Origin of the sequence: Enterobacter sp. UNJFSC 003 (assembly GCF_036903355.1) — a bacterium.
In the GTDB taxonomy this organism is placed as follows: Bacteria; Pseudomonadota; Gammaproteobacteria; order Enterobacterales; family Enterobacteriaceae; genus Enterobacter.
Map to the genome: position 1 here is coordinate 122,269 of NZ_JBAKHK010000004.1, position 24,712 is coordinate 146,980.

28 protein-coding genes and 2 tRNA genes are annotated in these 24,712 nt (G+C 53.7%); 8 read left to right on the forward strand and 22 right to left on the reverse strand.

Going from position 1 to position 24,712, the window contains the following annotated elements:
• Positions 1–86: 86 nt before the first annotated feature.
• The 16 genes from V5P19_RS12625 to V5P19_RS12700 all read right to left on the reverse strand — a co-directional run bounded on the left by V5P19_RS12625 (position 87) and on the right by V5P19_RS12700 (position 13,435).
• Positions 87–1,043 carry a spore coat protein U domain-containing protein gene (locus V5P19_RS12625; RefSeq protein WP_334403725.1) on the reverse strand — a complete coding sequence of 319 codons (957 nt, stop codon included), beginning with the start codon at positions 1,041–1,043 and terminating at the stop codon, positions 87–89.
• Complete coding sequence (locus V5P19_RS12630) at positions 1,034–2,857, reverse strand: fimbria/pilus outer membrane usher protein (RefSeq protein WP_334403727.1); 1,824 nt, start codon at positions 2,855–2,857, stop codon at positions 1,034–1,036. Before V5P19_RS12630 ends, V5P19_RS12625 begins: the two co-directional genes overlap by 10 nt.
• Positions 2,854–3,264, reverse strand: a complete 411-nt coding sequence (locus V5P19_RS12635) for a hypothetical protein (RefSeq protein WP_334403729.1) — start codon at positions 3,262–3,264, stop codon at positions 2,854–2,856. The genes V5P19_RS12630 and V5P19_RS12635 overlap by 4 nt, the downstream gene beginning before the upstream one ends.
• Positions 3,245–4,021, reverse strand: coding sequence for a molecular chaperone (locus tag V5P19_RS12640; RefSeq protein ID WP_334403731.1), 777 nt, complete (start codon positions 4,019–4,021; stop codon positions 3,245–3,247). Before V5P19_RS12640 ends, V5P19_RS12635 begins: the two co-directional genes overlap by 20 nt.
• Before the next feature lie 2 nt (positions 4,022–4,023).
• Entirely contained in the window at positions 4,024–4,521 is a 498-nt protein-coding gene (locus tag V5P19_RS12645) for a spore coat protein U domain-containing protein (protein ID WP_334403733.1), read from the reverse strand.
• A gap of 32 nt (positions 4,522–4,553) precedes the next feature.
• The gene (locus V5P19_RS12650; RefSeq protein WP_334403735.1) at positions 4,554–5,096 is read right to left on the reverse strand and encodes a helix-turn-helix transcriptional regulator; all 543 of its coding nucleotides are present in this window, start codon (positions 5,094–5,096) and stop codon (positions 4,554–4,556) included.
• Positions 5,093–5,731 carry an EAL domain-containing protein gene (locus tag V5P19_RS12655; protein ID WP_334403737.1) on the reverse strand — a complete coding sequence of 213 codons (639 nt, stop codon included), beginning with the start codon at positions 5,729–5,731 and terminating at the stop codon, positions 5,093–5,095. The genes V5P19_RS12650 and V5P19_RS12655 overlap by 4 nt, the downstream gene beginning before the upstream one ends.
• Before the next feature lie 179 nt (positions 5,732–5,910).
• Positions 5,911–8,202 (reverse strand): phosphatidylglycerol--membrane-oligosaccharide glycerophosphotransferase, encoded by a 2,292-nt coding sequence (gene opgB / locus V5P19_RS12660; protein ID WP_334403739.1) that lies wholly within the window; start codon positions 8,200–8,202, stop codon positions 5,911–5,913.
• A 269-nt stretch (positions 8,203–8,471) separates the two neighbouring features.
• Positions 8,472–8,954 carry a DUF2501 domain-containing protein gene (locus V5P19_RS12665; protein WP_334403741.1) on the reverse strand — a complete coding sequence of 161 codons (483 nt, stop codon included), beginning with the start codon at positions 8,952–8,954 and terminating at the stop codon, positions 8,472–8,474.
• A gap of 84 nt (positions 8,955–9,038) precedes the next feature.
• On the reverse strand, positions 9,039–9,776 hold the full coding sequence (gene dnaC, locus V5P19_RS12670; protein WP_334403743.1) for a DNA replication protein DnaC: 738 nt from the start codon (positions 9,774–9,776) through the stop codon (positions 9,039–9,041).
• The gene (dnaT, locus tag V5P19_RS12675; protein ID WP_334403745.1) at positions 9,773–10,318 is read right to left on the reverse strand and encodes a primosomal protein DnaT; all 546 of its coding nucleotides are present in this window, start codon (positions 10,316–10,318) and stop codon (positions 9,773–9,775) included. Before dnaT ends, dnaC begins: the two co-directional genes overlap by 4 nt.
• A 123-nt stretch (positions 10,319–10,441) precedes the next feature.
• On the reverse strand, positions 10,442–10,870 hold the full coding sequence (locus tag V5P19_RS12680; protein ID WP_334403747.1) for an organic hydroperoxide resistance protein: 429 nt from the start codon (positions 10,868–10,870) through the stop codon (positions 10,442–10,444).
• Between the two features lie 84 nt (positions 10,871–10,954).
• On the reverse strand, positions 10,955–11,407 hold the full coding sequence (locus tag V5P19_RS12685) for a MarR family transcriptional regulator (protein WP_334403749.1): 453 nt from the start codon (positions 11,405–11,407) through the stop codon (positions 10,955–10,957).
• 41 nt (positions 11,408–11,448) lie between these two features.
• The gene (locus V5P19_RS12690; RefSeq protein WP_334403751.1) at positions 11,449–12,090 is read right to left on the reverse strand and encodes a TetR family transcriptional regulator; all 642 of its coding nucleotides are present in this window, start codon (positions 12,088–12,090) and stop codon (positions 11,449–11,451) included.
• A 104-nt stretch (positions 12,091–12,194) separates the two neighbouring features.
• Entirely contained in the window at positions 12,195–12,668 is a 474-nt protein-coding gene (locus tag V5P19_RS12695; protein ID WP_334403753.1) for a threonine/serine exporter, read from the reverse strand.
• Positions 12,659–13,435, reverse strand: coding sequence for a threonine/serine exporter ThrE family protein (locus V5P19_RS12700; protein ID WP_334403754.1), 777 nt, complete (start codon positions 13,433–13,435; stop codon positions 12,659–12,661). The genes V5P19_RS12695 and V5P19_RS12700 overlap by 10 nt, the downstream gene beginning before the upstream one ends.
• Before the next feature lie 403 nt (positions 13,436–13,838).
• Between V5P19_RS12700 and V5P19_RS12705 the strand changes: the two genes are divergently transcribed.
• Together V5P19_RS12705 and bglJ are read left to right on the forward strand one after the other, a co-directional pair.
• Positions 13,839–14,576, forward strand: a complete 738-nt coding sequence (locus V5P19_RS12705) for a LuxR C-terminal-related transcriptional regulator (RefSeq protein WP_334403756.1) — start codon at positions 13,839–13,841, stop codon at positions 14,574–14,576.
• A complete protein-coding gene (gene bglJ / locus V5P19_RS12710) occupies positions 14,573–15,208 on the forward strand; it encodes a DNA-binding transcriptional activator BglJ (protein WP_334404159.1) in 636 nt (211 codons plus the stop codon). The genes V5P19_RS12705 and bglJ overlap by 4 nt, the downstream gene beginning before the upstream one ends.
• Before the next feature lie 37 nt (positions 15,209–15,245).
• Here bglJ and V5P19_RS12715 read toward each other — a convergent pair whose 3' ends face one another.
• Positions 15,246–15,704 (reverse strand): YbaK/EbsC family protein, encoded by a 459-nt coding sequence (locus tag V5P19_RS12715; protein ID WP_334403758.1) that lies wholly within the window; start codon positions 15,702–15,704, stop codon positions 15,246–15,248.
• A 328-nt stretch (positions 15,705–16,032) separates the two neighbouring features.
• On the opposite strand from V5P19_RS12715, the gene V5P19_RS12720 reads away from it, so the two are divergent.
• Positions 16,033–17,379: a PTS sugar transporter subunit IIC gene (locus V5P19_RS12720; RefSeq protein WP_334403760.1), complete on the forward strand. Its 1,347-nt coding sequence runs from the start codon at positions 16,033–16,035 to the stop codon at positions 17,377–17,379.
• 133 nt (positions 17,380–17,512) lie between these two features.
• On the opposite strand, the gene fhuF is transcribed toward V5P19_RS12720, so the two are convergent.
• Together fhuF and V5P19_RS12730 are read right to left on the reverse strand one after the other, a co-directional pair.
• Positions 17,513–18,301: a siderophore-iron reductase FhuF gene (fhuF, locus tag V5P19_RS12725; RefSeq protein ID WP_334403762.1), complete on the reverse strand. Its 789-nt coding sequence runs from the start codon at positions 18,299–18,301 to the stop codon at positions 17,513–17,515.
• Between the two features lie 94 nt (positions 18,302–18,395).
• Positions 18,396–19,460: a diguanylate cyclase gene (locus V5P19_RS12730; RefSeq protein WP_334403763.1), complete on the reverse strand. Its 1,065-nt coding sequence runs from the start codon at positions 19,458–19,460 to the stop codon at positions 18,396–18,398.
• 215 nt (positions 19,461–19,675) lie between these two features.
• Between V5P19_RS12730 and V5P19_RS12735 the strand changes: the two genes are divergently transcribed.
• Complete coding sequence (locus V5P19_RS12735; RefSeq protein WP_334403765.1) at positions 19,676–19,945, forward strand: DUF1435 family protein; 270 nt, start codon at positions 19,676–19,678, stop codon at positions 19,943–19,945.
• Between the two features lie 40 nt (positions 19,946–19,985).
• Here the strand turns inward: V5P19_RS12735 and V5P19_RS12740 are convergent.
• The 3 genes from V5P19_RS12740 to rsmC form a co-directional block, all read right to left on the reverse strand.
• Positions 19,986–20,071: transfer RNA gene (locus V5P19_RS12740), tRNA-Leu, on the reverse strand.
• Between the two features lie 28 nt (positions 20,072–20,099).
• A tRNA-Leu gene (locus V5P19_RS12745) sits at positions 20,100–20,186 on the reverse strand.
• A 166-nt stretch (positions 20,187–20,352) separates the two neighbouring features.
• Positions 20,353–21,384 (reverse strand): 16S rRNA (guanine(1207)-N(2))-methyltransferase RsmC, encoded by a 1,032-nt coding sequence (rsmC, locus tag V5P19_RS12750; RefSeq protein WP_334403767.1) that lies wholly within the window; start codon positions 21,382–21,384, stop codon positions 20,353–20,355.
• Positions 21,385–21,486: 102 nt separating this feature from the next.
• Between rsmC and V5P19_RS12755 the strand changes: the two genes are divergently transcribed.
• The 4 genes from V5P19_RS12755 to prfC all read left to right on the forward strand — a co-directional run bounded on the left by V5P19_RS12755 (position 21,487) and on the right by prfC (position 24,689).
• A complete protein-coding gene (locus tag V5P19_RS12755; protein WP_334403769.1) occupies positions 21,487–21,900 on the forward strand; it encodes a DNA polymerase III subunit psi in 414 nt (137 codons plus the stop codon).
• On the forward strand, positions 21,869–22,312 hold the full coding sequence (gene rimI, locus V5P19_RS12760) for a ribosomal protein S18-alanine N-acetyltransferase (RefSeq protein WP_334403771.1): 444 nt from the start codon (positions 21,869–21,871) through the stop codon (positions 22,310–22,312). The genes V5P19_RS12755 and rimI overlap by 32 nt, the downstream gene beginning before the upstream one ends.
• Before the next feature lie 19 nt (positions 22,313–22,331).
• Positions 22,332–23,009, forward strand: coding sequence for a pyrimidine 5'-nucleotidase (gene yjjG / locus V5P19_RS12765; RefSeq protein WP_334403773.1), 678 nt, complete (start codon positions 22,332–22,334; stop codon positions 23,007–23,009).
• A gap of 90 nt (positions 23,010–23,099) precedes the next feature.
• A complete protein-coding gene (gene prfC, locus V5P19_RS12770) occupies positions 23,100–24,689 on the forward strand; it encodes a peptide chain release factor 3 (protein ID WP_334403775.1) in 1,590 nt (529 codons plus the stop codon).
• The last annotated feature ends 23 nt before the right edge of the window (positions 24,690–24,712 follow it).

The following is a 24,712-nucleotide window of genomic DNA, read 5'->3' on the forward strand; positions in this document are numbered from 1 at the left end:
GGCCTTTCGCCTGATTAAGCAGATCTGTTGGCTATTTTAGCGCCATTGTTACCGATAACATTGATCCAGGCAGGATTTTGCGCTGTTTAATAAGTCAGCGTGATTATCACGTCATCGCTGAATTCCCCCGTGCCGCTCAGGGGCTGCGCCGGGACGTCTCCGTAGACGGTGTAATTTTGCGTCCCGCCCGCGGGGTTGATGACCTGCATTGCATCGCCGCTGCTTTGGTCGCCCCAGCGTTGCGTGTTTCCCGCATCCTGCCAGAGGCCGTAGCGCAGGCACTGGCCTTCATCGTTGCACAGCTGCCGCTGGTTGCCGCTGGCATGATTGCCTTTTCCCATCGCGAGCGTGAACGCGGTGCCGGCCGGGCAGCGCGTGGTGAGGGTGGCCGTGGTACGCGTCGGGCGTAGCGTGGCGGCGCTGGTCAGGGTGCCGAAGTTAAGCGGGGTGACGTGCTCTATGTAACATCCCTCGCGAATTTCGGCCTGCGCATTGCTTCCGCCCTGCACCTGTTCGCCCTCGGCGGAGCCGTCTGAACAGTTCTGAAGGGCATCCTGACGGGAGGCGCTGTACCACGCGATGCGTAAATTCATGTTGTAGTTGTAATAGTGGTACGCCGGGAGCTGGCTTTGCCCTGCCGGGAGGGTCGCGATAAGCGGAAAGCTGCCGCTGATATTGGCATTGCTGTCGGCGGTCAGGGTCTGCTGGATAAGATCCCCGCGGCTGGCGGGGCCCAGCTCCTGAGAACGCGCGACGCCGTTAAGAACACGAAAAATCAGGGTGTATTGTTTACCCTCCTGGTCCCCCGGTGAGATCATCTGAAAAGGCGGGGCGTCGATGCTGCTCAGGCAGACATTGATGTACTCCGTCGTACCGATGTTGTCAGCCTGGCAGTTGAATTTGACCTCGGCGTGGGTCGAGGCCGCATTGCCCGCCACGATAGTGCCAAAGTTGATGACGGCGGGCGAGGTGATCCAGCAGGCGGCCGCTATCGTCTTGAGGGACAGCAAAAGCAGCAAAATTAACGACGCTCTCAATGACACAGTTGTTCTCCAATATTTTGTACGGATGACGTCTTCCGGGGCGCCGAAAGCGTAACCCGACATTCTCCCTGCCCCGTTTTCACCACCAGTTCACCCGGCAGGGGCGGGTCTTCAAGCCAGATAAACCCGTCGCGCCCCACGATGGTGGCGCCGCGTGGCGTTGACACGATGCTGCCTAGTGGGAGGGGCGTGCCGCGGCCGTCGACCAGCCTGGCCTGAACCGTCACGGCGTGATGGACGTTAAAATCGACTTTTACCGCGCTGCCGTTACCCGGTCTGGCATACATGTCGGTGACCGGGGCAATCACATCGGAAGGCAGATCCAGCGGATTGATCGTGACTTTGCTGTTGTGGTAGCGCGGCAGGTCGGTCAGCAGAAGATACCCCTCTTCATCGGTTTCGCCTGCCGGGCGGTTTTCCAGCATCACCGGCACGTGCCCGATACCGCGCGTTGAGACCAGCGCCAAACCCTGCTCGCTGTAGCGCAGGGCGTGCAGGCTATTATCCAGCAGCGTCAGGCTGCCTTCGGCTGAGGCATACTGATTGCCCACGTTAGCGCCTTGCTCCAGCCCCACATGCCACTCTCCGGCGTGGCCCAGATAGCCGACGTCAGCATACTTTTCCCGGCGTTCGCCAACGCTTTGCCCCAGCTGCCATGACCAGCCGCCGGTCTGGTCGTCTGGCTGATGGCGATAGTCCATGCGCGGCGAATCCTGGCTGGCCTGGAGTGAGAGGGTGTCCTGGCGGCCCAGCGGGACAGAGAGCATAAGCTGAACGTTACTCGACGAGTCCGTAAACGAGCGGCTATAGCTCAGCGTGGCAGAGAGATGCGCCGGTAATAAAACGGACCAGGAGGCATTGAGATAGCGTTGTTTGTTACCCTGAATATCTTGTTGTACCCAGCCCATGCCTGGCGTCCCTAAGCGGGAGAATGAATGGCTTAGCCATACGCTATCGCTGCGCCTGACGGGCACGGCACCGCTCATGCGGGCATTGTCGGCGAACGCGGCATCGGTACGAACGGTGTTGGCAGAAATGCCCGTTCCGCCGCCGTTCCACTGCCAGCCGAGGTCCCACTGCATCCCCTGACCGTAGGGGCTGTCGCTCGCCGCGACGTGCTGGCTGAGAATGCCTGCGTCGGGGGATATCAACCAGTCAACGCCTGCCCCGAGATTGCGCAGTTTGCGCTGCTGCTCCGTGTGCAGCGCCAGCGTCAGGTGGTTATTGACCCCATAGCGCCAGCCGGCGTCGAGCATCGGCGACGCGGCATAGTCGTCGGAACGCTGGGCGTAGTTTTGCCGCATCCAGCCGATATCCAGCGAGCCGCTGCTGAGACCTTCTGCCAGCATTCCCGGTGCCCCGTACACGTCGAGCTGTACGGTGCGACGCTGGCCGTTGATGTCGGTAATGACCACCTGCGCCTGCCCGCTTCCGGTGAAGGCGGGCAGTGTATCCAGCGTAAACGCCCCCGGCGTAACGCGCTGGCTGCTCTGCTTGAGCCCGTCAATGTAAAGATCGACCGTTGAAGGCAGGACCGCCGTGTCGCTGTAGCGGCTACGCGGTTCGGTGTTGAGCTGCGGATCGAGTTCAAAATTTCGCGCCCAGTGCAGGCCACCAAAGCGAACCTGGCGGCTCCAGCGCGTGCCCGTGGTGATGCTGTCTCCCAGCGCCAGGGTGGTCAGCGAATCGGTGTTGTCCCACTGCCAGCGGGTTTCAAGACGCGTATGGGTGGGCCGGGTGGCACTGTTTTCCTCTCCGGCATGGCTTGAAAAGTTGCTGCTGAGCGTCCCGGGCAGCACCCCGGACGCGTTCAACTGGGTTGGGCATTCAGCTGGCGTTTACCCCGCGCATCGCTGGCGTAGAGGGTGTAGCCGAGCGTAAACGCGCTGATGGGCTGGGCCTCAGGATAGGCGAACTGTGGGGGCGATTTTTCGAGCGTCAGATGCTGCTGTCCCTCGAGCGCCTTTGCCTCGGCCATAATCGACACCTGCTGAGCAAGCAGGTCGATATCAACCTTCATGCCCGGCAGGGCCGTTAGTTCAACCCACCCGCTGTGGTCATCCGGGGCGTGGAGCCCCAGCTTTTTTATGTCGCTGTGGCTAATCCACAGCGCATCTTCTACCACCCGGCAGGCCCACAGATCCCCTCGCGGGGCATTATTCACGGTGATAGTCAGCCATTGTACGGTGTCGGCGACCTCTTCAGTGCGGGCTGACAGCATCAGCGGTAGCCAAAGCAGGAGCGCGAGAAGCGAGCGGGCGCAGGAGTATCTGGCTGGCATGGCGGTCATCGTTGAGGTAGACGCGTAACGCGCTGAGCGTATGTCGTGACGCTTGCTTAAGTTTCACAAGAGCGGTCTGTCCCGGCAGTACATAGCCCGCTAGCCCTTTAACCGAGCCTGCAACCTGCCCTCCGGTCGTCAGGGCCTCAAGATGGCTCAGGCGAATATGGCGTTTTCCGGCGTTATAGCAGCGGATCGTCGCCGGGGAATCGGCCTGTTCACAGCTCAGGGCATCGTGGCTGACGGGCAGATTTGGGTTTCCGGCAATAAACACCGGAATGGAATAGCGCAGCAGGAAGTGCACGCCGTTGGGATTGGCCGCGTGGGAAAGGGTATCCGGCAGCTCATCGATGACCAGCCGGTAGCTTTGCTCCCGTTCGCGGATAGCCGGTTGCATGACAATAATGCGCACCAGCTGCTGCTGGCCCGGCGCCAGCGCGGTCATTGCCGGGCTGCTGACGACCTCATCGGTGGCGGCTAAGACATCGTGACCGTTTTTCTGGGTCCATTCGTACACCCGTATCTGCGCATGAATGGCCGCATTTCCACTGTTGGTAAGGGTGACCGCTGTCGCTCTTTGACCGCTTTGCAGATCGAGCGTAACAGGCGCCACCTGCAGCGTGGCGGCCAGCGCGTAGCGTGACAGCAGCGCCAGCATCATGAGCCACAGAATGAGGCAGGGAAGATAACGACGCACGATCAATACACCAGGTTTAAGGTGATGTCGTCACTGTAGGCACCCGCCTGTGCAGTCGTCAGAGCGCCTGCGTCAATCACGCCATAGAGCGTCTCTTTCTGCTCCTGACCATTTCCGGTATCGGTTAGCCCATCGGTGCTGGTGATTTGCGTCTGTTTGCCCTCGTCAGCAAAGAGTTTCCAGGCAATCTTCTGAGCCCCCGTTTCACCGTTTTCCGGCTTCAGCCAGAAGGTGCCGTTCTCGCTGCTATCGTTGCTGGTGGCAGAGAGAGTGAACGGGGTACCGTTGGTACAGACGACATCGACCTGCGTGCTGGCCTGGATTTCGCTCGATTCATCCGAGCCGTGGCGCGCGAAATTGAGGTCGTTGGCTTTGAGGGTACACGATTTCACGACCTCAAGTGATACGTGCATCGTTGCGCTCTCGGTACTGTCTGCGGCCATTACGGCGGCAGGGAGCAGGAAGGCGGAACAACATAGAGCAGTAGTGATAATTTTCATGATCTTATTTCCTGACGTGAGTAACTGTGCAATTACAAAGAGAATGACTGAGCGTCCAGCAGGCAGAGTTTTCGATGGAATTCCGCCAGGCTGTGGCAGCAAAATTTGTTCATCGCGTTACGCTTGTGGGTGTAGATCGTTTTAGGTGACTTATTGAGGATTTTTGCGATACGAATCGGGCTAAATCCTCTATGCAACAGCATGCAAACCCGCATCTCCTGATACGAGAGCGTGGCGGCGTTTTCGAAGGAAAATGTCGTGTCGCTAAAGCAGTGGCTTAGCTGCGCAAGAGACAGGTTATCCGCGACCACTCTGACCCGCGCATTACGCAACCAGGCGTTAATGTCGCTAACCCGGGTCGCATCCGTAAATACCAGCCAGTTCTGTCCAACGGGCGCGTCGAGCAGCCGTTCCTGTAGACGAGTAAGCCCTTCCGGATCAACGCTGTTGATCCAATACATTTCAGGACGGGGTGTGACGGCTGTCGAAATCATCGAATGGAGGCCAAGCCATAAAAAAGCATTGCTGCTCAGAACGATGACCTGATAACCCGCATTTGGAATGAAGGGCGTCATTTTTGGCCCCACAGATAGCCCTGGCCATAGTCGGCCACGCTGGCACGGGCCAGCGCGAAATCACCCGCAGTTTCGATGCCTTCGATCAGCACCTTGCTGGCGACGTTCTTGAACTGGCGGGTGAGATGGAGGAACTTCGCCTGCTCGGTGCGTCCGCTCCAGAAGGTATGCTTGTCAATTTTGACGCCGCAGAAGCGGATCTGGCTGGTCAGAAGATCGGAAAGAATGTCTTCACAGACATCGTCAGCCCACACTTCGATCCCCCATTGATGGAGCGTCGCGATGCATTTCCGCAGAGCCCGGCTTTGCGAGGCGTCGAGTTGTATCAGCGTATAGAGGTCGGTGACCTCGATAGCAAGCCTCTCTGGGCAGGGGGTATCTTCTTTTAGCCTGTCGAGGAAGTCCGTTTCCAGCAGCAAGTCCGATGTCGCGTTGAGATAAAACTTGTCGACTTCCTCGCAAAACATGGCATGACGAAGCTGCGCAAAGAAGTGGGCTTTACGCTGCGTCGAGGGCAGCGAGCCAAAGTAGTCTTCGAGATTGACGTGGGGCTTTGCCGTGGACAATACCTCCCAGGCAATCACATTTTCGCTGCGCAGTGCCCGGATGGATTCGAACTTATAGCCGGTTAGCATGATAAAAGTGCGGAACGCTCCGTGGTGATTTAAGGAGCTGTACATGTTATGGAATTGTCTTTTTGCGAGATATTTATAAATTAAATTGGCTTATATAAAGCGTTTTAATCTAATTTATAATGATTTTATAGGATTATTTATTTCCATAAGTGCCCGGCAGAATGCCGGGCACGCGCGCGTTAGCCTTGTGTACTCACGATTTTAACTTCGACCATGCCAATCCCGAGTTTACGCGGTGAGTGGCCGAGGATATTTCCTTCGTTAGTCGACTGCGGTTCCGGCGGCACAATCACCAGCGTATTACTGCGCGACGGGTTGTCGAAGTGCAGCGTGGTGGTGGTGACGTCATTTCCCAGCGTCAGCGTCTGCTCTTTATCCCCCACGCGCACCGGAATGGGTTGGTTCGCGTTGGGGCCGAAGGCGCGGGCGGTGATCACCAGATCGAATTTTTCCGGCAGCGGGCGGGCGTACTCAATCTTCACCTCATCGCCCAGCTGCGCGTTTGACCAGCGTCCCCAGGATTCAGGACGCGAGATGCCGCTGAACTGCTTCACCTCTTCCGGGGCACCTGCCACGTTAAAGATAAAGCTGTCTGCTTTATAGCGGATATCGTTATCAACGATTTTCAGCATATCGACATTGCGCTGGTAGCGTGCGGTATCAATCACCGTATCCTTAAAGGCCGTTTTCCCTTTCCACTGGGCTTTATCGACGTGCTGGACGGTCTGTTCTCCGCCCAGCTGCCCCTGAGAAACGCACCAGTCGGTAGAGAGCGACAGCGGCTGTGACCAGAGCTGGCCCATTTTGTAGCATCTGTCGACCCAGACAAAATTATCGCGCGGCGCGAAATCGGCGAGCTGAAAACGCAGCGGCGCGGAGTATTCGCTTTCCGGCAATGGTTCGACCCGGTTATCCGACACACGCACCAGCAGCGGCAGACGGAAGTGGCTGCCGGAGAAGGCAATCATGTTTTTATCCTGGTCGATCGTGAAATCCGTCATCTCTTTTGGGAAGTTCCACAGGCGGATGATATCGGGCTTCCACGCGAGGATTTTTTCCTTCATGTTGAGGAAGACTTCAGACAGAGATTGCCCCGACAACGTGCTGCGGCCGAGGCCGATAAAATTATCCCCGCCCAGGATATCCAGCACCGTTGCGCCGTTATCCATTGAGTTACGTTTGGTGGCAATCACCTCCTGATGAGGCTGGTCGCCGCGCAGGACAAAGAACAGATTGCTGCGGTCCAGCTTGTTGAGTTCATCCCAGGCGCTGTTTTTCATCGCCAGATGATCTGAAGAGACGACGATCACCGTATTTTTGAAATACGGCGAGGCTTTTATTTTTTCGATGAGCGCGGCGATATGCTCCTGGCTGCAGGTCACGGCGCTGAAGGATTTATTGCTCTTGCCATCAATCTCATAGCTTTTGCGCTTACAGGTTTGCGACACAAAGCCATCAGGATGGTGAGTATCCACGGTCAGGGCAAAGAGAGAGAAACGCTTGCCGGTACGGGAGAGCTCCTCGAATTTTCTCCAGGTTTCGTCCAGAACGGTATCGTCGTAAAAACCCCAGTCGTTACGGTAGTTCGGATCGGCAACCGTGGTTTTTAACTCTTCCGAGCCATACAGATGGTCAAAACCGTGCGATTTCAGGAATACGTCCTTTCCGGCAAAGCGCAGGTTGGCGCCCTGCATAAAGTAGTTTTCATAGCCGGAGTTTTTCAGGATATCGCCCAGACAGGTATTCTTCGGGAAGAAGCTCGACATGGAGGCCGAGGCGTTACCTTCAAAGGGGGCAAACAGCGGGATGCCGCATTGGGAGGCGACCATCCCGGCGATGGTGTAATCGGTACCCGGCAGCTGCATGGTGTGGCTGAAGTCGAGGCCTTCGTTTTTAATCGCGCCCAGATCCGGCGTCAGGTTCGGGAAGGCGTCGTTATCAAAATACGTCCGTTCAAGACTCTCGCCGTAGATATAAACCAGATTGAGCTTCGGATTGGCGATAGTTTTTGACGGCTCTTTATAGTAGGCCACGAAATCCGGATCGCCGTCGCGCGACTGGGATTTTACCAGCTCGGTAATCTGATGAAACGCCGGGCTGGCATCAACGGAGGCCAGCGCGAGGAACAGTGCCAGCAGGCTGTAGCCGTGATGGTGCGGATGGTGGCGACGGCGGCGCAGCACCCAGGCAAGCGCCCCAAAAATGGCAACCAGCGCAACAACGACGCCCAAGCCTGGCAGTATGTACTTACCTACACCGGCACCCGTCAGGCTGTTGGTGAGCGTATAGAGCACCGCATCGTTAATGCCGTCTCCGGTAAAGTAATCGCTGGCGTACAGGGTAATGTTTAAAACAATAAAAATGCCGAGCACCACCAGGGTGGCAATAAACCACCATGTGTTACGGCCGGCTTTCCAGGCGTAAACGCCGATGGAAGCCAGAAAAAGGGCAAGGGACATTAACTCTGACAACAGCATATCCTCATGACGCCAGGCTTAAGCTGGCTAAGTAATTATTTTTTGGGTAATACAATGTAATGTCGATGTCATTCAGCTGCAATTTTAGTGTCGCGAAAGTGTGCTGTTGTTAGGATTTGGTTTATAAAAGCGATTTTTTGAAGGTGGTCGCATCCTGACGTGCGGACGCTGAGGCGGTGGCAGGGGGTAAAAATGCCCGTTTCACGCCGCGCTGTAAGACTAACGTAATAAACGCGGCGTGTTGTGGCAGAAGATGGTGTCGATCAGGAGAGGAAATTAACGCCTTGTTTCAGCACCAGATCGCAGGCTTTGGTTTTTACCTGTTTCGCCAGAGACGAGTTGCCGAGGGTGCTCAGATTGAGCTGCTGGCCGTTTTGCGCATTAAGCAGACCCTGAATACCGTCCATATAGTTAGTGTCAGCTTTCTGCTCCTGGGTATCCAGACCTAGCTTGCCCAGCACCTGGTTTTTGATGTTTTGCGCATCGGTGACCGAAGCCAGTTTTTGCTTCGCGCAATATTCCAGAATACCCGCCGCGTTGTTCATCGTTCCCGCGCTGAGGCTCTGGGAACTGTTGCCCAGCAGGCTGGTGAGAGAAGAGGCCGACAGACCGCCCTGAGCGCTGCCGCTCTCTTTGGTAAGTTCGTTAGCGGCGCTCGTCAGAGAATCCTGCCATGACGCGGCATGTGCCACGCCGGATATCAGCAGTGCGCCAAATGCGGCGCTGAGAACTAACTGTTTTTTCATAATAGTGTACTCAAAAAGGTCCGTTTAGGGCCGAAAGTGGTCCCAGTATATACCTCCAGGCCACCGGCAATTCCTGGAAATGTCTTAATACTCTTTGCCGGTAACGCGGCTGCGATAACTTTCCCAGTCGAAGATGACATAAAGGCTGTTACCCAGCTTCATGCGATCCATCACCCGCTCGCCCAGTAGGCGGGTCATCTCATCGATATTGTGGTTGGTCAGCATGCCGGTTGGGCGTTTGGACGAAGAGCGACGATCGACGATCTGGTTGATAATCACTTTTTCGTAACGGGATTCTGTCTGGACGCCAATCTCATCAATGACCAGGAGATCGACGTTACTCAGGTCGTTCAGCAGCTGCTCTTCGCTGGTTTCGCGGTTGCTGAAGGTGTCTTTCATGGCGGACATAATATCGGCCACGGTAATGATGAGGACGGATTTACCGCGCAGGAGGAGCTCGTTGCAGATGGCGGCCGCAAGGTGGTTTTTCCCAGTGCCAGGCTTGCCGCTGAAGATAAAGCTGGCGATGTTGCCATCGAATTCATTCACGTACTGACGTGCTGCGGCGAGGGCGTTCATCTGCCCGGTGGTTTCAATTTTGTAGTTATCGAACGAGCAGTTCTGATGCAGGGGACGAATGCCAGAGCGGTTAAAGGTACGCTGCATTTTCATCGCCCGATTTTCACGAGCGAGGGCGGCCGCGCGGATTTCCCCTTGTTCTTTTTGCCACGCCAGCAGTTCTTCACCCGTCGTGAAGGCCGGCTTCACGTTGGCTGGCATCATTTTTTGCAGACGTTTCATCAGGTCGCCGACGTTTTTCATTTCGCACCTCGGAATCCATTGGGGATCTGTTTATCCGGTTCTGAAAACGCGTTGATGTCGCGTTTGGGCTGGCCATTGTTGCTGGCGCGGTTGATTTGAATGCTACGTGCCAGCTTCTGCTGCCATTGAACGTGGTGGAACACTTTGCCTTCAGCCTGCCAGTAAGCGGTAAATGCGGCCAGCTCTCCGGGGGTGACGGGCTGTGAGAGCGCAATGCCCCACAGCGCCGCCTGGCGTTGAAAATCGGCATCCGGTTGCCAGCCCGCGTACATAGGGAATTTCCCCATGGGCACCGCGACGGGCGCGTTGTCCGGTTCGTCAAAGAACTGGTTATCCAGGATTACATCGCTTGCCGGGCGCATGAGCCGCGCTTCGATATCCAAAAGCTGTGCCAGACGTTCAGGCGTGATCGCGTAGAACGCCGGAGCGTTATCGGCAAACACCGCAAGCGTACCGCCTTCGGCATTGGTCAGTACGCCGCGAGGATCGCGCATAAAAGCATCAATGCCAGCAATGCTGGTGGTCAGAATTCTGGAGGACATAACACTTTCTCTACTGATAACGACGGGCGTGATAGGGGCTTATGGTAGCACAGAGAGGGGGAGGGGATGGAGGGGGAAAGTGCATGCTGTTCCCTCTCCCACGGGAGAGGGAACAGCATCGGTTTATGCAATGATATTCAGGGTCACATCGATATTACCGCGAGTCGCGTTAGAGTATGGGCAAACAATGTGTGCCGCATCCACCAGCTTTTTGGCTTCTGCAGGATCCATACCCTCAACGTGAATGTTGAGTTTAGCTTCGATACCAAAGCCGGTTGGCAGTGGACCAATGCCGACTTCACCTTCAATAAAAGCGTCTTTTGTCAGGGTGAATTTGTCGCGTGCGGCCACAAATTTCATTGCGCCCAGGAAGCAGGCAGAGTAGCCCGCAGCAAACAGTTGTTCCGGGTTAGTCACTTCTCCACCCATGCCGCCCATCTCTTTCGGCACACCCAGCTTAACGTCCAGTACCCCATCGGAAGAGGTAGCGCGGCCGTCACGGCCTCCGGTTGCTTTGGCTTTGGCAGTGTAGACAACTTTTTCTAAAGACATGGCAGGTTCCTCATCGTACATTTATGTGTGCTATTAAATAGCGTGCGATATATATGGGTAAATAAATACGCGTTAAGTATAGCCTTACGCGCGCTGTAGCTGGTGTCGCAAAAGTTCAAGCTGCTGCTTGAGTGTCAGCAGAGCGTCAGTGTCACACTGCGCCGCACATCCTACCGCGTGGGGGATCCCCAGCGCCTGTTGCTGAAGGGCACGGCCCGACTCGCTCAGGGTAACCACAACCTGACGCTCGTCTTTACGCGAGCGGTGGCGGCCGATCAGCCCGGCGCTTTCAAGACGCTTTAACAGCGGCGTTAGCGTGGCAGAGTCAAGAAACAAACGTTCACCGATGTCCGATACCGTAACGTCATCCTGCTCCCACAGTACCAGCATCACCAGGTATTGCGGATAGGTCAGGTTCAGCGGTGCCAGCAGTTGCCGGTACAGCTTGTTAAGCGCAAGGTTTGCCGAATAGAGGGCAAAACAGAGCTGGTTATCAAGCTGTAGCGCTGCAGTGGTGTTGTGCGTTTTTGCGTTCATGAAATGAATATAGATAGTGCGAGATATAATTGCAAGCGATTTTATGGGCAGGTATAGCGAAGTGCCACTTGCACCGCCATTTTCCGGTAGTGCTGCCGCTGCGCTTGTTCATCGGCGCCTTCTTCAAACAGCAATGTAAAGGTGTAGCTGTTGGCGACGTAGTGGAAGCTGAAACTGCTGATCAGGCGATGGAGATCGCGGGCATCCACCGTCTGATTAAAAAGCTGTTTTTCCTTGCCGCGCTGCAGGATTGCCTCGAGTAGCTCAAGCGCACTGCGGTTGACCAGGCGCAGATAATTTGACTGCTGCATAAAGCGGCCGCGCTGCATGTTTTCCATGCAAATGATACGAATGTAGTCCGGGTGGTCGGCATGATAATCAAACGTGGTTTCAACCAGATGCACCAGTGCTTCGACTGGGGGCATTCCCGCAAGGCTTAGCGCTTTTTCACTGGCGCGAATCTGGGTGTAAACATATTCAAGCACCAGAAGATACAGGTTTTCTTTATTCTTAAAGTGATACACAACCATGCGTTTGGTGGTGCCTGCTTTCTCTGCGATTTGCTCCATGCGGGCACCGTTCAGCCCATATTCGGCAAACAGCGCGATGGCGCTCTGAAAGATAGTCTCTTTCAGGCTTGATCCTTCATTGTTCTCAGGGCGTTCGCTGTCAAGGGTTGCCACATCTTTTCCTTATCGTCACCAAACGGAATAGACCCGTCTTCCTGCAACTCGAATTATTTAGGGTATAGAGTGATTATCCCCACGGCAGCGAAATAACTCAAATATCAAACGCGTGGACGTTTGCGGTAGAGCCACAAACCGGGAATCGACAGCCCGATTGAGAGCGCCCCAACAATTGAAGAGGCCTTAAGGAAATTGCTCAGCAGAAGGATCATTTGTGGCTCGCTGTAGCCAAAGTGGCTGATTTTTACTGCTGAAATCATCGCCGTATAGGCTGAGATACCAGGGAACATAGGAATCACGGCGGCGACGGTGAAGACTTTCGGGTGCGCCAGATACCAGCGTGACCATTGAATACCAATGCTGCCGACCAGCATGGAGGCCATGAATGTTGACCATTCGATGTTAAAGCCTGCCGTCATCATGACCATGCGCGAGCCGTGACCTATCGCACCCAACAGAGCACACCACGGGAGCGCACGCTGCGGGACATTGAATACCATTGCAAAGCCGACGGCAGGAATGGCCGCCAGCAGCATATCCTGCGCCAGGGCGAACAGAATCTCTATCACGCCCATCCGCGTAACCCCCATAACGTCATGGCCATAACGACGCCAATGCAGGTCGCCAGCGTCAGCAGGCTAGCGATCGCCCAGCGGGCGAGGCCGGTATTAATATGGCCTTTAAACATGTCGGCAACGGCGTTAATTAACGGGAAGCCCGGCACCAGTAAGAGCACGCTGGCAGCCATTGCAATGGTGGGTGTTTCGGTGAACTGCGGCAGGCGCAGCAGCAAGCCTGAGACCGTGGTGGCGACGAACGCGGTGATACAGAAGTTGATTTGCGGGTGAAGATGGCGAAGCGTCAGCCCCTGGCGGACATACATAGCAATACTGCTGGCGAAAAAGGTGATAACTGCACCATCCCAGCCGCCTTTATTGAGCTTGCAGAAACAGGCGCAGGAAAGGCCCACCATCAACACAACCAACCAGCGCGGATAGCGTAATGGCTTGATTTGGTTAAACCGTTTCTCAATCTCTTTGAGATCGAGAAGCTTATGTTCAGCAAGAATGACAATATGCTGCACTTCTGTGACCACGTGCATATTAATGCCGCGGTCATGATTTTTACGGGTCGAGGTCAGGCACTGCCCCTCTTTGATGGTGGTCAGCACAATGGCGTTTGATGATATCGCGCTCTCAACGCTATCCATACCGAGCGCCAGCCCCAGACGTGTTGATAGCTCCTCGACCAGGGCGCTTTCCGCCCCGTGCTGGAGTAAGAAAAGCCCGCACTGAATACATAGCCGCGTTGTCGCGCGCTGCATTGTCCGATCTGCCTGCATGTGGTGCCCTGAAGAGAAGTGGAAAGCGTGCCTGTTGGCCCAGAATGCTTACTTTTAGCACGAAGTGCGGTCTCTCTTGCTCTGGGTCAGATCAAGATTTATGCAAACTGTTGTCACCCGTTTTGCAAAAGGGAGTGTGATTTGATTTATTTATACTATGAATTAATTTGTGTGAAATATTGATAATTCATATTTAGTTTTACTAATTTTATATTTTCATTCTTTTAATGGCGTTGGAATTAAATTTATTTGTCCTTTGTGAGATATTAGCCCTGTTTTGGGCTTTTCTTAAGTCAAAAAAATAAATCATCTTCTGTTTGTATTAATCAATTTTACATTCAGGAACGAACGCACGTTGAACCATGATGGGTATAAACAACTGAAAAATGGACACGGAGGGTCTATGTCGCCAATGAATGGGAAACATGTGGTGGTCATTAGCAGGGTCCCACTAATGCAAAGCGGCCTGGGAGGCGTGATTGAACGCCATTTTCCTGACACTGACATGACCTATTGCCGCTCCCAGCAGGAACTCACTTTGCTTCAGATCCGCCGTGCTGACATTGTGATTGCAGATGTTTCTGGTGATTACAAAAATCCGCGCGGCACGCTGGAAGAGTATTACGGTTTACTGAATCAATATCGAGATATTCACTGGATATTTTTAGTGTCACGTCCGCTTTATCCTATCGCTGTTGAATTACTTATGCGTCCGGAAACGTCATTACTTTCTGATATGGAACCTATTGAAGGGGTTGTTGATGCTATTTGTGCCGGACGCGAGCGGGCTGAGCGCATAAGCCAGACGTTATTGCTGCCCGAGGCACCTGTTTCTGAAGAGGAAGACGAGCACTTTATTGCGCTCACACACTCCGAACGCAAGGTATTGCGTCTATTAGGTAAGGGATGGGGCATAAACCAGATAGCTACGCTGCTCAAGAAAAGTAACAAAACCATTAGCGCGCAGAAAAACAGTGCCATGCGTCGGTTGTCACTACGTAGTAATGCCGATATGTACGCCTGGATAAGCAGTACACAGGGAATGAGAGAGCTGAATTTGATGTCAGCCTATGGAGAGTACGAGGAATGGAAAAGACCGATACAAAAAGACATATCGCCGTCATCGAAAATTGTGCAATGAGTGCCGTAGGGCTGCAGCACCTCTTTGCTATGCCCGCGCTAAGCCATTATCAATTGCACCTATTCAGTCAGTTCAACAGTTTTAAGGCTGCGCTTCCTCACATTTCCTTTTTCTCGGTGATTTATTCACTTTCCGATGCGCGTGAGGAGCGTCGTAACTGTCTGGTATACCTTAGGGATCTTGCGTTTACGCATGGTGATATCCAGCGCATTATACTGGCATCTGATGAAATGGAAGCGCGGCTCATTAGCCACCTTTCGCCAGCCCGTCTTCATGGCATCATCAGTAAATCGGTACCGCTTAGCGACTTAGAGGAGGAGCTGGTGGCGTTGTTGAGCGAAACGCTTCGAATAAATGACAACATGCTGAACCATTGGTATGTGAATCAAAATCGAATGTTAAGCCCAACGGAGCGCGCGATTTTACGTTATATGTCCTCCGGATATTCTATCCCCGAAATTGCGGCGCAGCTTGAACGCAATATTAAAACCATCCGCGCGCATAAATTTAATGCAATGGTTAAGCTGGGGGTTAACTCTGATGTCGGGCTTCTTGATGCGGCGGATATTCTAACGCATCTTCCCACACGAGACCCGCGTTGTGCGATGCTGGGCATGCCGGCATTCTTATAATCGTTGTTCATGCGCCAGATGTGCTCTGGCGCATTAATCAGATACACACATCGACCCATTTTGCGGATGTCAATTCTGCCATTCTGTCCGGTGAAATTCGCACGGCACTGTGGATTGCACCAGCGGCAGGCAGTACTTCAGGGTACTGCTTCAAAGAGATGTCGCAGTAAACGGAAAGCTGATTTTCCAGCCCGAACGGACATACCCCTCCGACCGGATGCCCGGTAATAGTCACCACCTCATCACTGCAGAGCATGCGCGCTTTGGCGCCAAAGGTGTTCTTCAGTTTTTTATTGTCCAGACGTGCATCACCTTTAGCGACCACCAAAATCACCTCATCCTTGACCTTCAGCGACAGGGTCTTGGCGATCTGGCCTGGTTCAACGCGATGGGCGGCAGCGGCCAGGGCAACGGTTGCGGTACTCTCACTCAGTTCAATGACTTCTATATCCGGCGCGTTGTCGGCAAAAAACTGCTGTACAGACTGCAAACTCATTGTTTCCTCCTGACAAATATCCTGCGTAATCTGTCATAAGAAATTATGCTCTGTAAATATCTCTTAAGTAACAAATATCCTGTAGGGCCAATTTCTGGATCGTCTTCACATTCACGGAAACCGGTTACAGTAACCGGTTGCAGAGCGTGATTCAGAGATTAATACTGAGTACGTAACGTCCCCTGTATCCAATAATAAGAGCAAATTATGAAACCATTCCGTCTGAGCAGTACCGCTGGTACACGAGCCAGCAAGGTTGTGAAGCTGATTTATGGAACAACGTGTGGCGTGATTGCGCCCGTACCGAACGTCTGACAGGAGATCTGCTATGTCTGCCAATCATGCTGCGTTTAATCTGATATTCCGTTTCGTTGAGAATTACGTCAGCCCCATTGCTGGGCGGATCTCTTCCCAGCGTCATGTTATGGCAATCCGTGACGGGTTCATCTCTGCGATGCCGTTCATGATTGTAGGCTCGTTTTTGCTCGTGTTTGCTTACCCGCCGTTTTCACCCGATACCACCTGGGGGTTCGCGCGCGCCTGGCTGGATATGGCGAAGCAGTTTGAAGGCCAAATCCTGACGCCGTTTGATATGACGATGGGCGTGATGTCCATTTATATCTGTGCAGCCATTGCCTATAACCTGGGCAAACACTATGTGAAATCGCATCAGTTAGACCCATTCATGTGCGCCATGCTGTCACTGATGGCCTTTCTGCTGGTCGCTGCACCGAAAACCAAAGGTTCGCTGCCTGTCGATAGCCTGGGTGGCACGGGGATCTTCACCGCGATTCTGGTGGCCATCTACTGTGTGGAGATGATGCGTTTTCTGAAAGCGCACAACATTGGTATCCGCCTGCCTGACCAGGTGCCGCCGATGATTAAGAACTCCTTCGATCTGCTGATCCCTGTGCTGGTGGTGGTGCTTACGCTTTATCCCCTGAGCCTGTTGATTCAGTCCCAGTTTGGCATGCTGATCCCGCAGGCCATAATGTCCGTGTTTAAGCCGCTGGTCTCTGCGGCGGATTCTCTGCCTGCCATCCTGCTGGCGGTGTTAATTGGGCACTTGCTGTGGTTTGCGGGGATTCACGGGGCCGCCATTGTCTCCGGGATGCTGCAGATGTTCTGGTTGACCAACCTTGGCGCAAACCAGACCGCGTTGGCGGCCAGCCTGCCGTTGCCGCATATCTTTATGGAGGCGTTCTGGACGTTCTTTATTGTGATAGGAGGGTCGGGGGCAACGATGGGGCTGGTTATCTGCTATCTGCGTAGCCGCTCTGCTCACCTGCGTTCTATTGGTCGTCTGAGCGTCGTACCGAGCTTCTTTAACATCAACGAACCGGTAATTTTCGGTACGCCGATTGTGATGAACCCGGTGTTCTTTATACCGTTCCTGCTGGCACCGATGGTTAACGCCGTGCTGGCCTGGTCGGCGATGAAGTTTGATCTGATTGGCCGCGTGATCTCCGTTGTACCCTGGACGGCGCCAGCCCCGATAGGTGCCGCATGGGCGCTGGGCTGGGATTTCCGCGCGGCCATTCTGGTGATTGTGCTGGCCTGCGTCTCCGCCATCATCTACTTCCCATTCTTTAAAGTGTATGAGAAGCAGTTGCTGGAGCAGGAAGCGGAAGAAGCGCAGCGTAATGCTGAAGAAGAAAACCAACAGGTGGCCTAGGTAAAAGCAAAACGGCAACAAGGTTGCCGTTTATCGTGTTTGTACCCTCTCCCTGCGGGAGAGGGACAGAATGAGGGCATCAGGCCGCACCGTATTTCTTGGCCAGGTAATCACCAGCGGGCAGAGTACAGCACTACTTCAGCGTGCAATCCCCGCACTGCTGAACGTCCGGCAGGCGATAGCGCTGGCAGCAGGTGCGGCGAACCAAAAGCCCGTCGCGTGGGACGACAGTCCGGTACAGCGGGTTATCGCGGCCATCGGAAAGCTGTTTTGCAAAGAAGCATGACTGGCGTAACGCATCAACCTTTTCGTCGCCGAGCAGCGGCTTCATCTCTGTTAGATACCAGTGGATCAGATAGCCGGTATTACTCCAGATAAGCTTCCCGTTAATTTGACCCGTTTCTTCCAGAATATCGACTACCGGAATCAATGCACGAGTAATCAACTGCTCCATGCGCTCCTGCGCGGAGAGGTGGCCCGCGTTATGGTCTGCATGAACATCAATCCAGAAACAGGCTGCACGCCCGGTCTCGTGGAACTCAACGTGGAAATGTTCCTGAGAGAGATCCAGCATGGTGTCCTGGGTTAACAGCGCCAGCATGATCGGCGGAACCATTAATCCAATGTACCATTGCGCCCAAAGAGACAGCAGTGGTTTACTTTCCCGCGCCAGGGTTGGTTGATTGCGGTAGATATGGTCGGAATAGGCTGCAAGTAATGATTGCAGTTCAGCGGGTCGCTTCCATTGGGCCAAGGTCATGGCATGGTGCGGGTGCGCTTCATCCAGCTTGATAAGATCCAGCAGATGGGCACGGGTTTCAGCTATTTTTTCCCGAATGGCGTCCGCAAGCGTCACGTTCCCCGTGGAGAGACGGGCTCGCCAGATAAGAGGTTCGACTGCATGTGCGGTACGAGTGGCCATAGTTTGGATAGAAATCTAAATGATAATGATTGCCAATCCTAACTATTGATCAAACCGATATCAAGACTTTTGTCCTGGGTGTTTGACGTTGCGCTTATGCCATATGCAGCTCTTCGCTGAGCAGGATATTATTGCGGCCCATATGCTTTGCTTCGTAGAGGGCTTTATCTGCTTTTTCCAGTGCCCCTTCGACGTCTTCCTCATCAAAAATGGCAATGCCAATGCTAATGGTGACGTTTGTGGCGACGCTCTCGTTAAACAAATGTGGGATTTTTAAATCATAAACTTTCTGGCGGATCCGCTCGGCCGTCTGGCGGGCATGTTCAAGCGAGATATTGGTCAGCAAAACCATAAATTCTTCTCCGCCGAATCGCGCAACAATATCACGCGACCGAACGGCATCACGGATCGCTGCAGAGACGCGAATGAGCGCCTGATCGCCCATCATATGGCCGTAGTGATCGTTGTAGGCTTTAAAGTGATCGATATCCAACAGCAGGACAAAGTGCTCGCCGTTTTCCACTGCCGGCAGGTTCTCCAGTCGGCTTTGCAGGCCGCGACGATTATACAGGCCGGTAAGCGGGTCCATCATGCTGAGATCAGTCAGCGTCTCACGTTCTTCCAGAAGCTGGGAGAGCAGCTCCTGAGCGAAACGGTCATTACGCCTTTGCAGAACGTTATGAATCCCAATCGCCACCAGAGGAAGCGCAAAAGAATAGATCATTCTTGACCAGCTTTCGTGATTGCTTAACCAGAGGCAGGCAATAAAGGTAGGCAAAGAGTGAAGGGTAAAGGCTTTGATATTGCTGGCGAATGCAAGAGAGCCGATAAACAACACGGTCAATAATGCGATGACCAAATAGGTTGGCCGATCGTGCGGGATAAACGAAAATTTAGAGACTATTTGCCAGGCCCATAAAAAACCGAAGATCGCTGAAACAACGGGAATATTTATTTTCCGGGTTCGCTTTTTCCAGTGCCACACGAGTAGCCCTGTGCTGATCGCGAAAATAGCGAACAGGGGCGCAGAGAACAGGCGTACAGAATAGAGCGGGTTTGTTACCGAGAACACCACCGACGTCGCGTTCAGAAATAAAAACAAACGTAAAGATAATTGATATTTACTATTGACCAAAGACCGCCAGGATTGTGATGTCATATTAGTGCGTTTTTAATAATATTCAATTAAAACAAACAAATGGGTGTTGGTGTGGAATAATGAAAGCAAAAAAAATGAATTATAATTATCAGATAAACTTTATACGTCGTTAACAGATGTGCAATTTATCACCTTACACATATCCTGTCATTATGGGAAAGGTAAAGGGAGGGTATTTCTCATCGCGCAGGCTGACAAATGATAATTACTGTCATATGATATTGGTTATCATTATCAGTATGAGAGGGCGAATGATGTTGAACAGAGCGCTGGGAAGTGGTTGGGGAGTATTACTGCCGGGGGGGATTCTTGGTGGTTTGATGTTTGCCGATCTCTCCATCGATATCTGGAAGGCCATCATTGTTTCAGGGCTATTGATGACGTCAGCAATGATCTGGCATAAGCAATTAAGGCACTTTGTGCTGTTGCCATCATGCGTCGCGCTGGTAAGTGCAATGCTGGTAATAATGATGAGTTTGAGATAGCAGGGAAAACGAGAATACTTCAGAAGGGATGTAAGATAATTGGTGCGAGGGGGGGGACTCGAACCCCCACATCCTAAGGACACTAACACCTGAAGCTAGCGCGTCTACCAATTCCGCCACCTTCGCCCAGTGCGAGCAATATCAACGTGATTTATGGTGCGAGGGGGGGGACTCGAACCCCCACATCCGTAAGGACACTAACACCTGAAGCTAGCGCGTCTACCAATTCCGCCACCTTCGCATACCATCGACACTCTAAAAGTATCGTAACCACGGAGGCGCATTCTAGATGTTTTCAGCTTTACGTCAACTGAAAATTACGCACCTTTTTGTGATTGATGCAAAAATGGGCGCTAAGAGCGGCAGAAGGGTGGCCGGATTAACGCAAGCGCCATCCGGCAAGGTATTTACGCTTTTTTGGCCTGACGCGTCATCACGGTACGGTACACCTTAAAACGACCGGTCTGGGCAATCACTTCATGGAAGCCAAAGGTTTCATCCAGCACTTTTGGATACGCCAGGAAGGCGTTCGCGACAATACGTAATTCGCCGCCGCTATTGAGGTGGCGTACTGCGCCACGGATCAGCGCTTGCGCCGCTTCCAGGCTGGTCTCCATCCCATCGTGGAACGGTGGGTTAGAGATAATCATGTCAAAGCGGCCGGTCACGTCAGAGAAGACGTTGCTGGCAACCACTTCACCTTCAAAACCATTTGCCGCAAGCGTAGCCCGGCTGGCTTCAACCGCCGGCGCACTGACGTCACACAGCGTCAAACGCACTTTTGGTGAATGGCTGGCCAGCACCGTCGCCAGAACACCTGCGCCACAGCCTACATCCAGCACTTTGCCTTTGGTGTGCGGTGTCAGAGTGGACAGCAGCAGTTTGCTCCCCACGTCCAGATAGTCGCGGCTGAAAACGCCTGGCAGGGTTTTGATGGTCAAACCGTCAAGCTGATACTCGTCCCAGTATGTCTCTGCATCAAATGTTGGCTGCTTTTCCAGACGGCCGTGATACAGGCCGCAGCGACGTGCGCTGTCAACTTTGTTCAGCGAAGCATACGCTTCGAGCATCTGCTCTGCGCTGCGCACGCCGCTGCGGTTCTCGCCGACGATGAAAATATCGCAGCCCACCGGCAGCAGGGAGAGCAGGTTCATCAGCTGGAACTGGGCTTCCGGTTTGTTCTTCGGCCAGTAGTAGATCAGCGTGTCGCAATCGGCTACGTCGCTCTGTTCCGCCACCAGGCTAAAGCGCGCGCGCTCGCCCATCTGACGGCTCAGCACCTGCCAGTGGTGGTAATATTGGGTGTGGGCACGGCTTTCAGCACACTCGAAACGTGCTGGCAGGTCATCCTGCATATCTCCGGCAAACAGAATACGGCTTTGTTCGAAATCATCACTGTGACGCAGCAAGACTTCACTTGCCGGGGTAAATGCAGACATGAATTGTTCCTCAATAAACTCAGGCGGGGATTATAGTAGGTAGATGGCGCACTTTCGACACATTTGCTATATTTGCGCGCCTGAGAGACAGGAGTTTTCGCTATGACATCCCGACGAGACTGGCAGTTGCAGCAACTGGGCATCACCCAGTGGGCCTTGCGTCGCCCGACGGCGTTGCAGGGCGAAATCGCCATCTCCATTCCGGCGCATGTCCGGCTGGTGATGGTGGCGGAAGAACTGCCTGCCCTGAATGAGCCCCTTATCGGTGATGTGCTTCACAGCCTGATGCTGACCACCGACCAGGTTTTACAGCTGACGCCAGAACGGGTTGCGATGCTTCCCCCTGAAAGTCGTTGTAACAGTTGGCGAATGGGAGAGGCCAGCGTTATCCCCTTGCAGGGAAGCCAGATCTGCTCGCCAGCACTTGATGAACTGAAAGCCAACCCAAAAGCGCGTAGCGCACTGTGGCAACAAATCTGCGAATATGAACACGATTTCTTCCCTCACGACGTCTGACCTGACAGCAGCGTTCGCGATTGAAACACGCGCCCACGCGTTTCCGTGGAGCGAAAAAACCTTCGCCAGCAACCAGGGCGAACGGTATCTGAATTATCGCCTGGACGTTGACGGCCAAATGGCCGCATTTGCGATTACGCAGGTTGTCCTCGATGAAGCGACGCTGTTTAACATCGCCGTTGATCCTGCTTTTCAGCGCCGTGGGCTGGGAAGGGAACTGCTCGAGCACCTCATTCGTGAGCTCGAAACGCGTGACGTTTTCACCCTATGGCTGGAAGTGCGCGCCTCGAATGTCGCCGCCATCGCGCTCTATGAAAGCTTAGGCTTTAATGAGGCGACAATCCGCCGTAATTACTACCCCACTGCAGAGGGACGTGAAGACGCCATCATCATGGCTCTGCCGATTGGATAACGAAAATAAGGTTGTAACGATGAAATGGGACTGGATTTTCTTTGATGCCGACGAAACGCTGTTTACCTTTGACTCGTTCGGTGGCCTACAGCGGATGTTTATGGATTATAGCGTTACCTTCACCGCTGAAGATTTTCAGGACTATCAGGCGGTGAACAAACCGCTGTGGGTGGATTACCAGAATGGTGCCATCACCGCGTTACAATTACAGCACCAGCGCTTTGACGTGTGGGCTGAACGGTTAAACGTGAGCCCGGGTTCGCTGAACGACGCTTTCCTGAATGCGATGGCCGATATCTGCGCGCCGCTGCCGGGGGCTGTATCCCTGCTGGACTCGCTGAAAGGCAAAGCCAGGCTTGGGATCATTACCAACGGATTTACCGCGCTGCAGCAGATCCGCCTTGAGCGTACCGGCCTGCGCGATTATTTTGACGCGCTGGTGATCTCTGAAGAGGTGGGCGTACCTAAGCCGGACCCACGTATTTTTGACTATGCGCTGGCGCAAGCCGGCCATCCTGACCGCGAGCGCGTGCTGATGGTGGGTGATACCGCCGAGTCCGACATTCTGGGCGGGATCAACTCGGGCTTGTCCACCGTCTGGCTGAATGCGCACGGGCGCGTGCAGCCTGAAGGCATTAAACCAACCTGGACCGTTACGTCATTGAACGAACTGGAGCAGCTCCTGTGTAAACAATGATTGCCTGCCCCCTATTGATGGGTAAAATAGCCGCAAATTCGTATTCCAAATGCGTGGCGTGCTGCCGCGCTTATTAAAGAAGATTTTACTATGACGTTGTCTCCTTATCTGCAAGAGGTGGCCAAACGCCGCACTTTTGCCATTATCTCGCACCCGGATGCCGGTAAAACCACCATCACCGAGAAGGTGTTGCTGTTCGGACAGGCGATCCAGACTGCCGGTACCGTTAAAGGCCGTGGCTCAAGCCAGCATGCGAAATCCGACTGGATGGAGATGGAAAAGCAGCGTGGTATTTCGATTACCACGTCCGTGATGCAGTTCCCGTATCACGACTGTCTGGTGAACCTGCTGGACACCCCGGGCCACGAGGACTTCTCCGAAGATACTTACCGTACGCTGACGGCAGTGGACTGCTGTTTGATGGTCATCGACGCCGCGAAAGGTGTAGAAGATCGTACCCGTAAGCTGATGGAAGTTACCCGTCTTCGCGATACGCCGATCCTGACCTTCATGAACAAACTCGACCGTGACATCCGCGATCCGATGGAAGTGATGGACGAAGTAGAAAGCGAGCTGAAGATCGCCTGTGCGCCAATTACCTGGCCGATTGGCTGCGGTAAGTTATTTAAAGGCGTTTACCATCTTTATAAAGACGAAACCTATCTGTATCAAACCGGTAAAGGGCACACCATTCAGGAAGTTCGCGTGGTGAAAGGTCTGGACAACCCAGAACTGGACGTTGCCGTCGGCGAAGAGCTGGCTGCACAGCTGCGTGACGAGCTCGAGCTGGTGAAAGGCGCATCCCACGAGTTCGACAAAGAGCTGTTCCTGGCGGGTGAAATTACGCCGGTCTTCTTCGGTACCGCGCTGGGTAACTTTGGCGTTGACCATATGCTCGATGGACTGGTTGAGTGGGCGCCGCGCCCGATGCCGCGTAAAACCGATACCCGTGAAGTGGAAGCCCAGGAAGAGAAATTTACCGGCTTTGTCTTTAAAATTCAGGCCAACATGGATCCGAAACACCGCGACCGCGTCGCCTTTATGCGCGTGGTGTCAGGTAAGTATGAAAAAGGCATGAAGCTGCGCCAGGTGCGTATCGGTAAAGACGTTGTTATCTCTGATGCACTGACCTTTATGGCGGGCGACCGTTCCCACGTTGAAGAAGCGTATCCGGGTGACATTATCGGTCTCCATAACCACGGCACTATTCAGATTGGTGATACTTTCACGCAGGGCGAAATGATGAAGTTCACCGGCATTCCGAACTTCGCGCCTGAGCTGTTCCGCCGCATCCGTCTGCGCGATCCACTGAAGCAAAAACAGCTGCTGAAAGGCCTGGTACAGCTTTCCGAAGAGGGTGCGGTACAGGTATTCCGCCCCATTGCTAACAACGATCTGATCGTTGGCGCGGTCGGTGTGCTGCAGTTCGACGTGGTTGTTGCGCGTTTGAAAAGTGAATATAACGTCGAAGCGATTTACGAATCGGTGAACGTGGCAACAGCGCGTTGGGTGGAATGTTCTGACGTGAAGAAATTCGAAGAATATAAGCGTAAGAATGAAATGCAACTGGCCCTGGATGGCGGCGACAATCTGACCTATATCGCACCCACCATGGTCAACCTGAATCTGACCCAGGAACGTTATCCTGACGTTCAGTTCCGTAAGACCCGCGAACACTAATTCTCTCTCAGAGCACGGCAGCC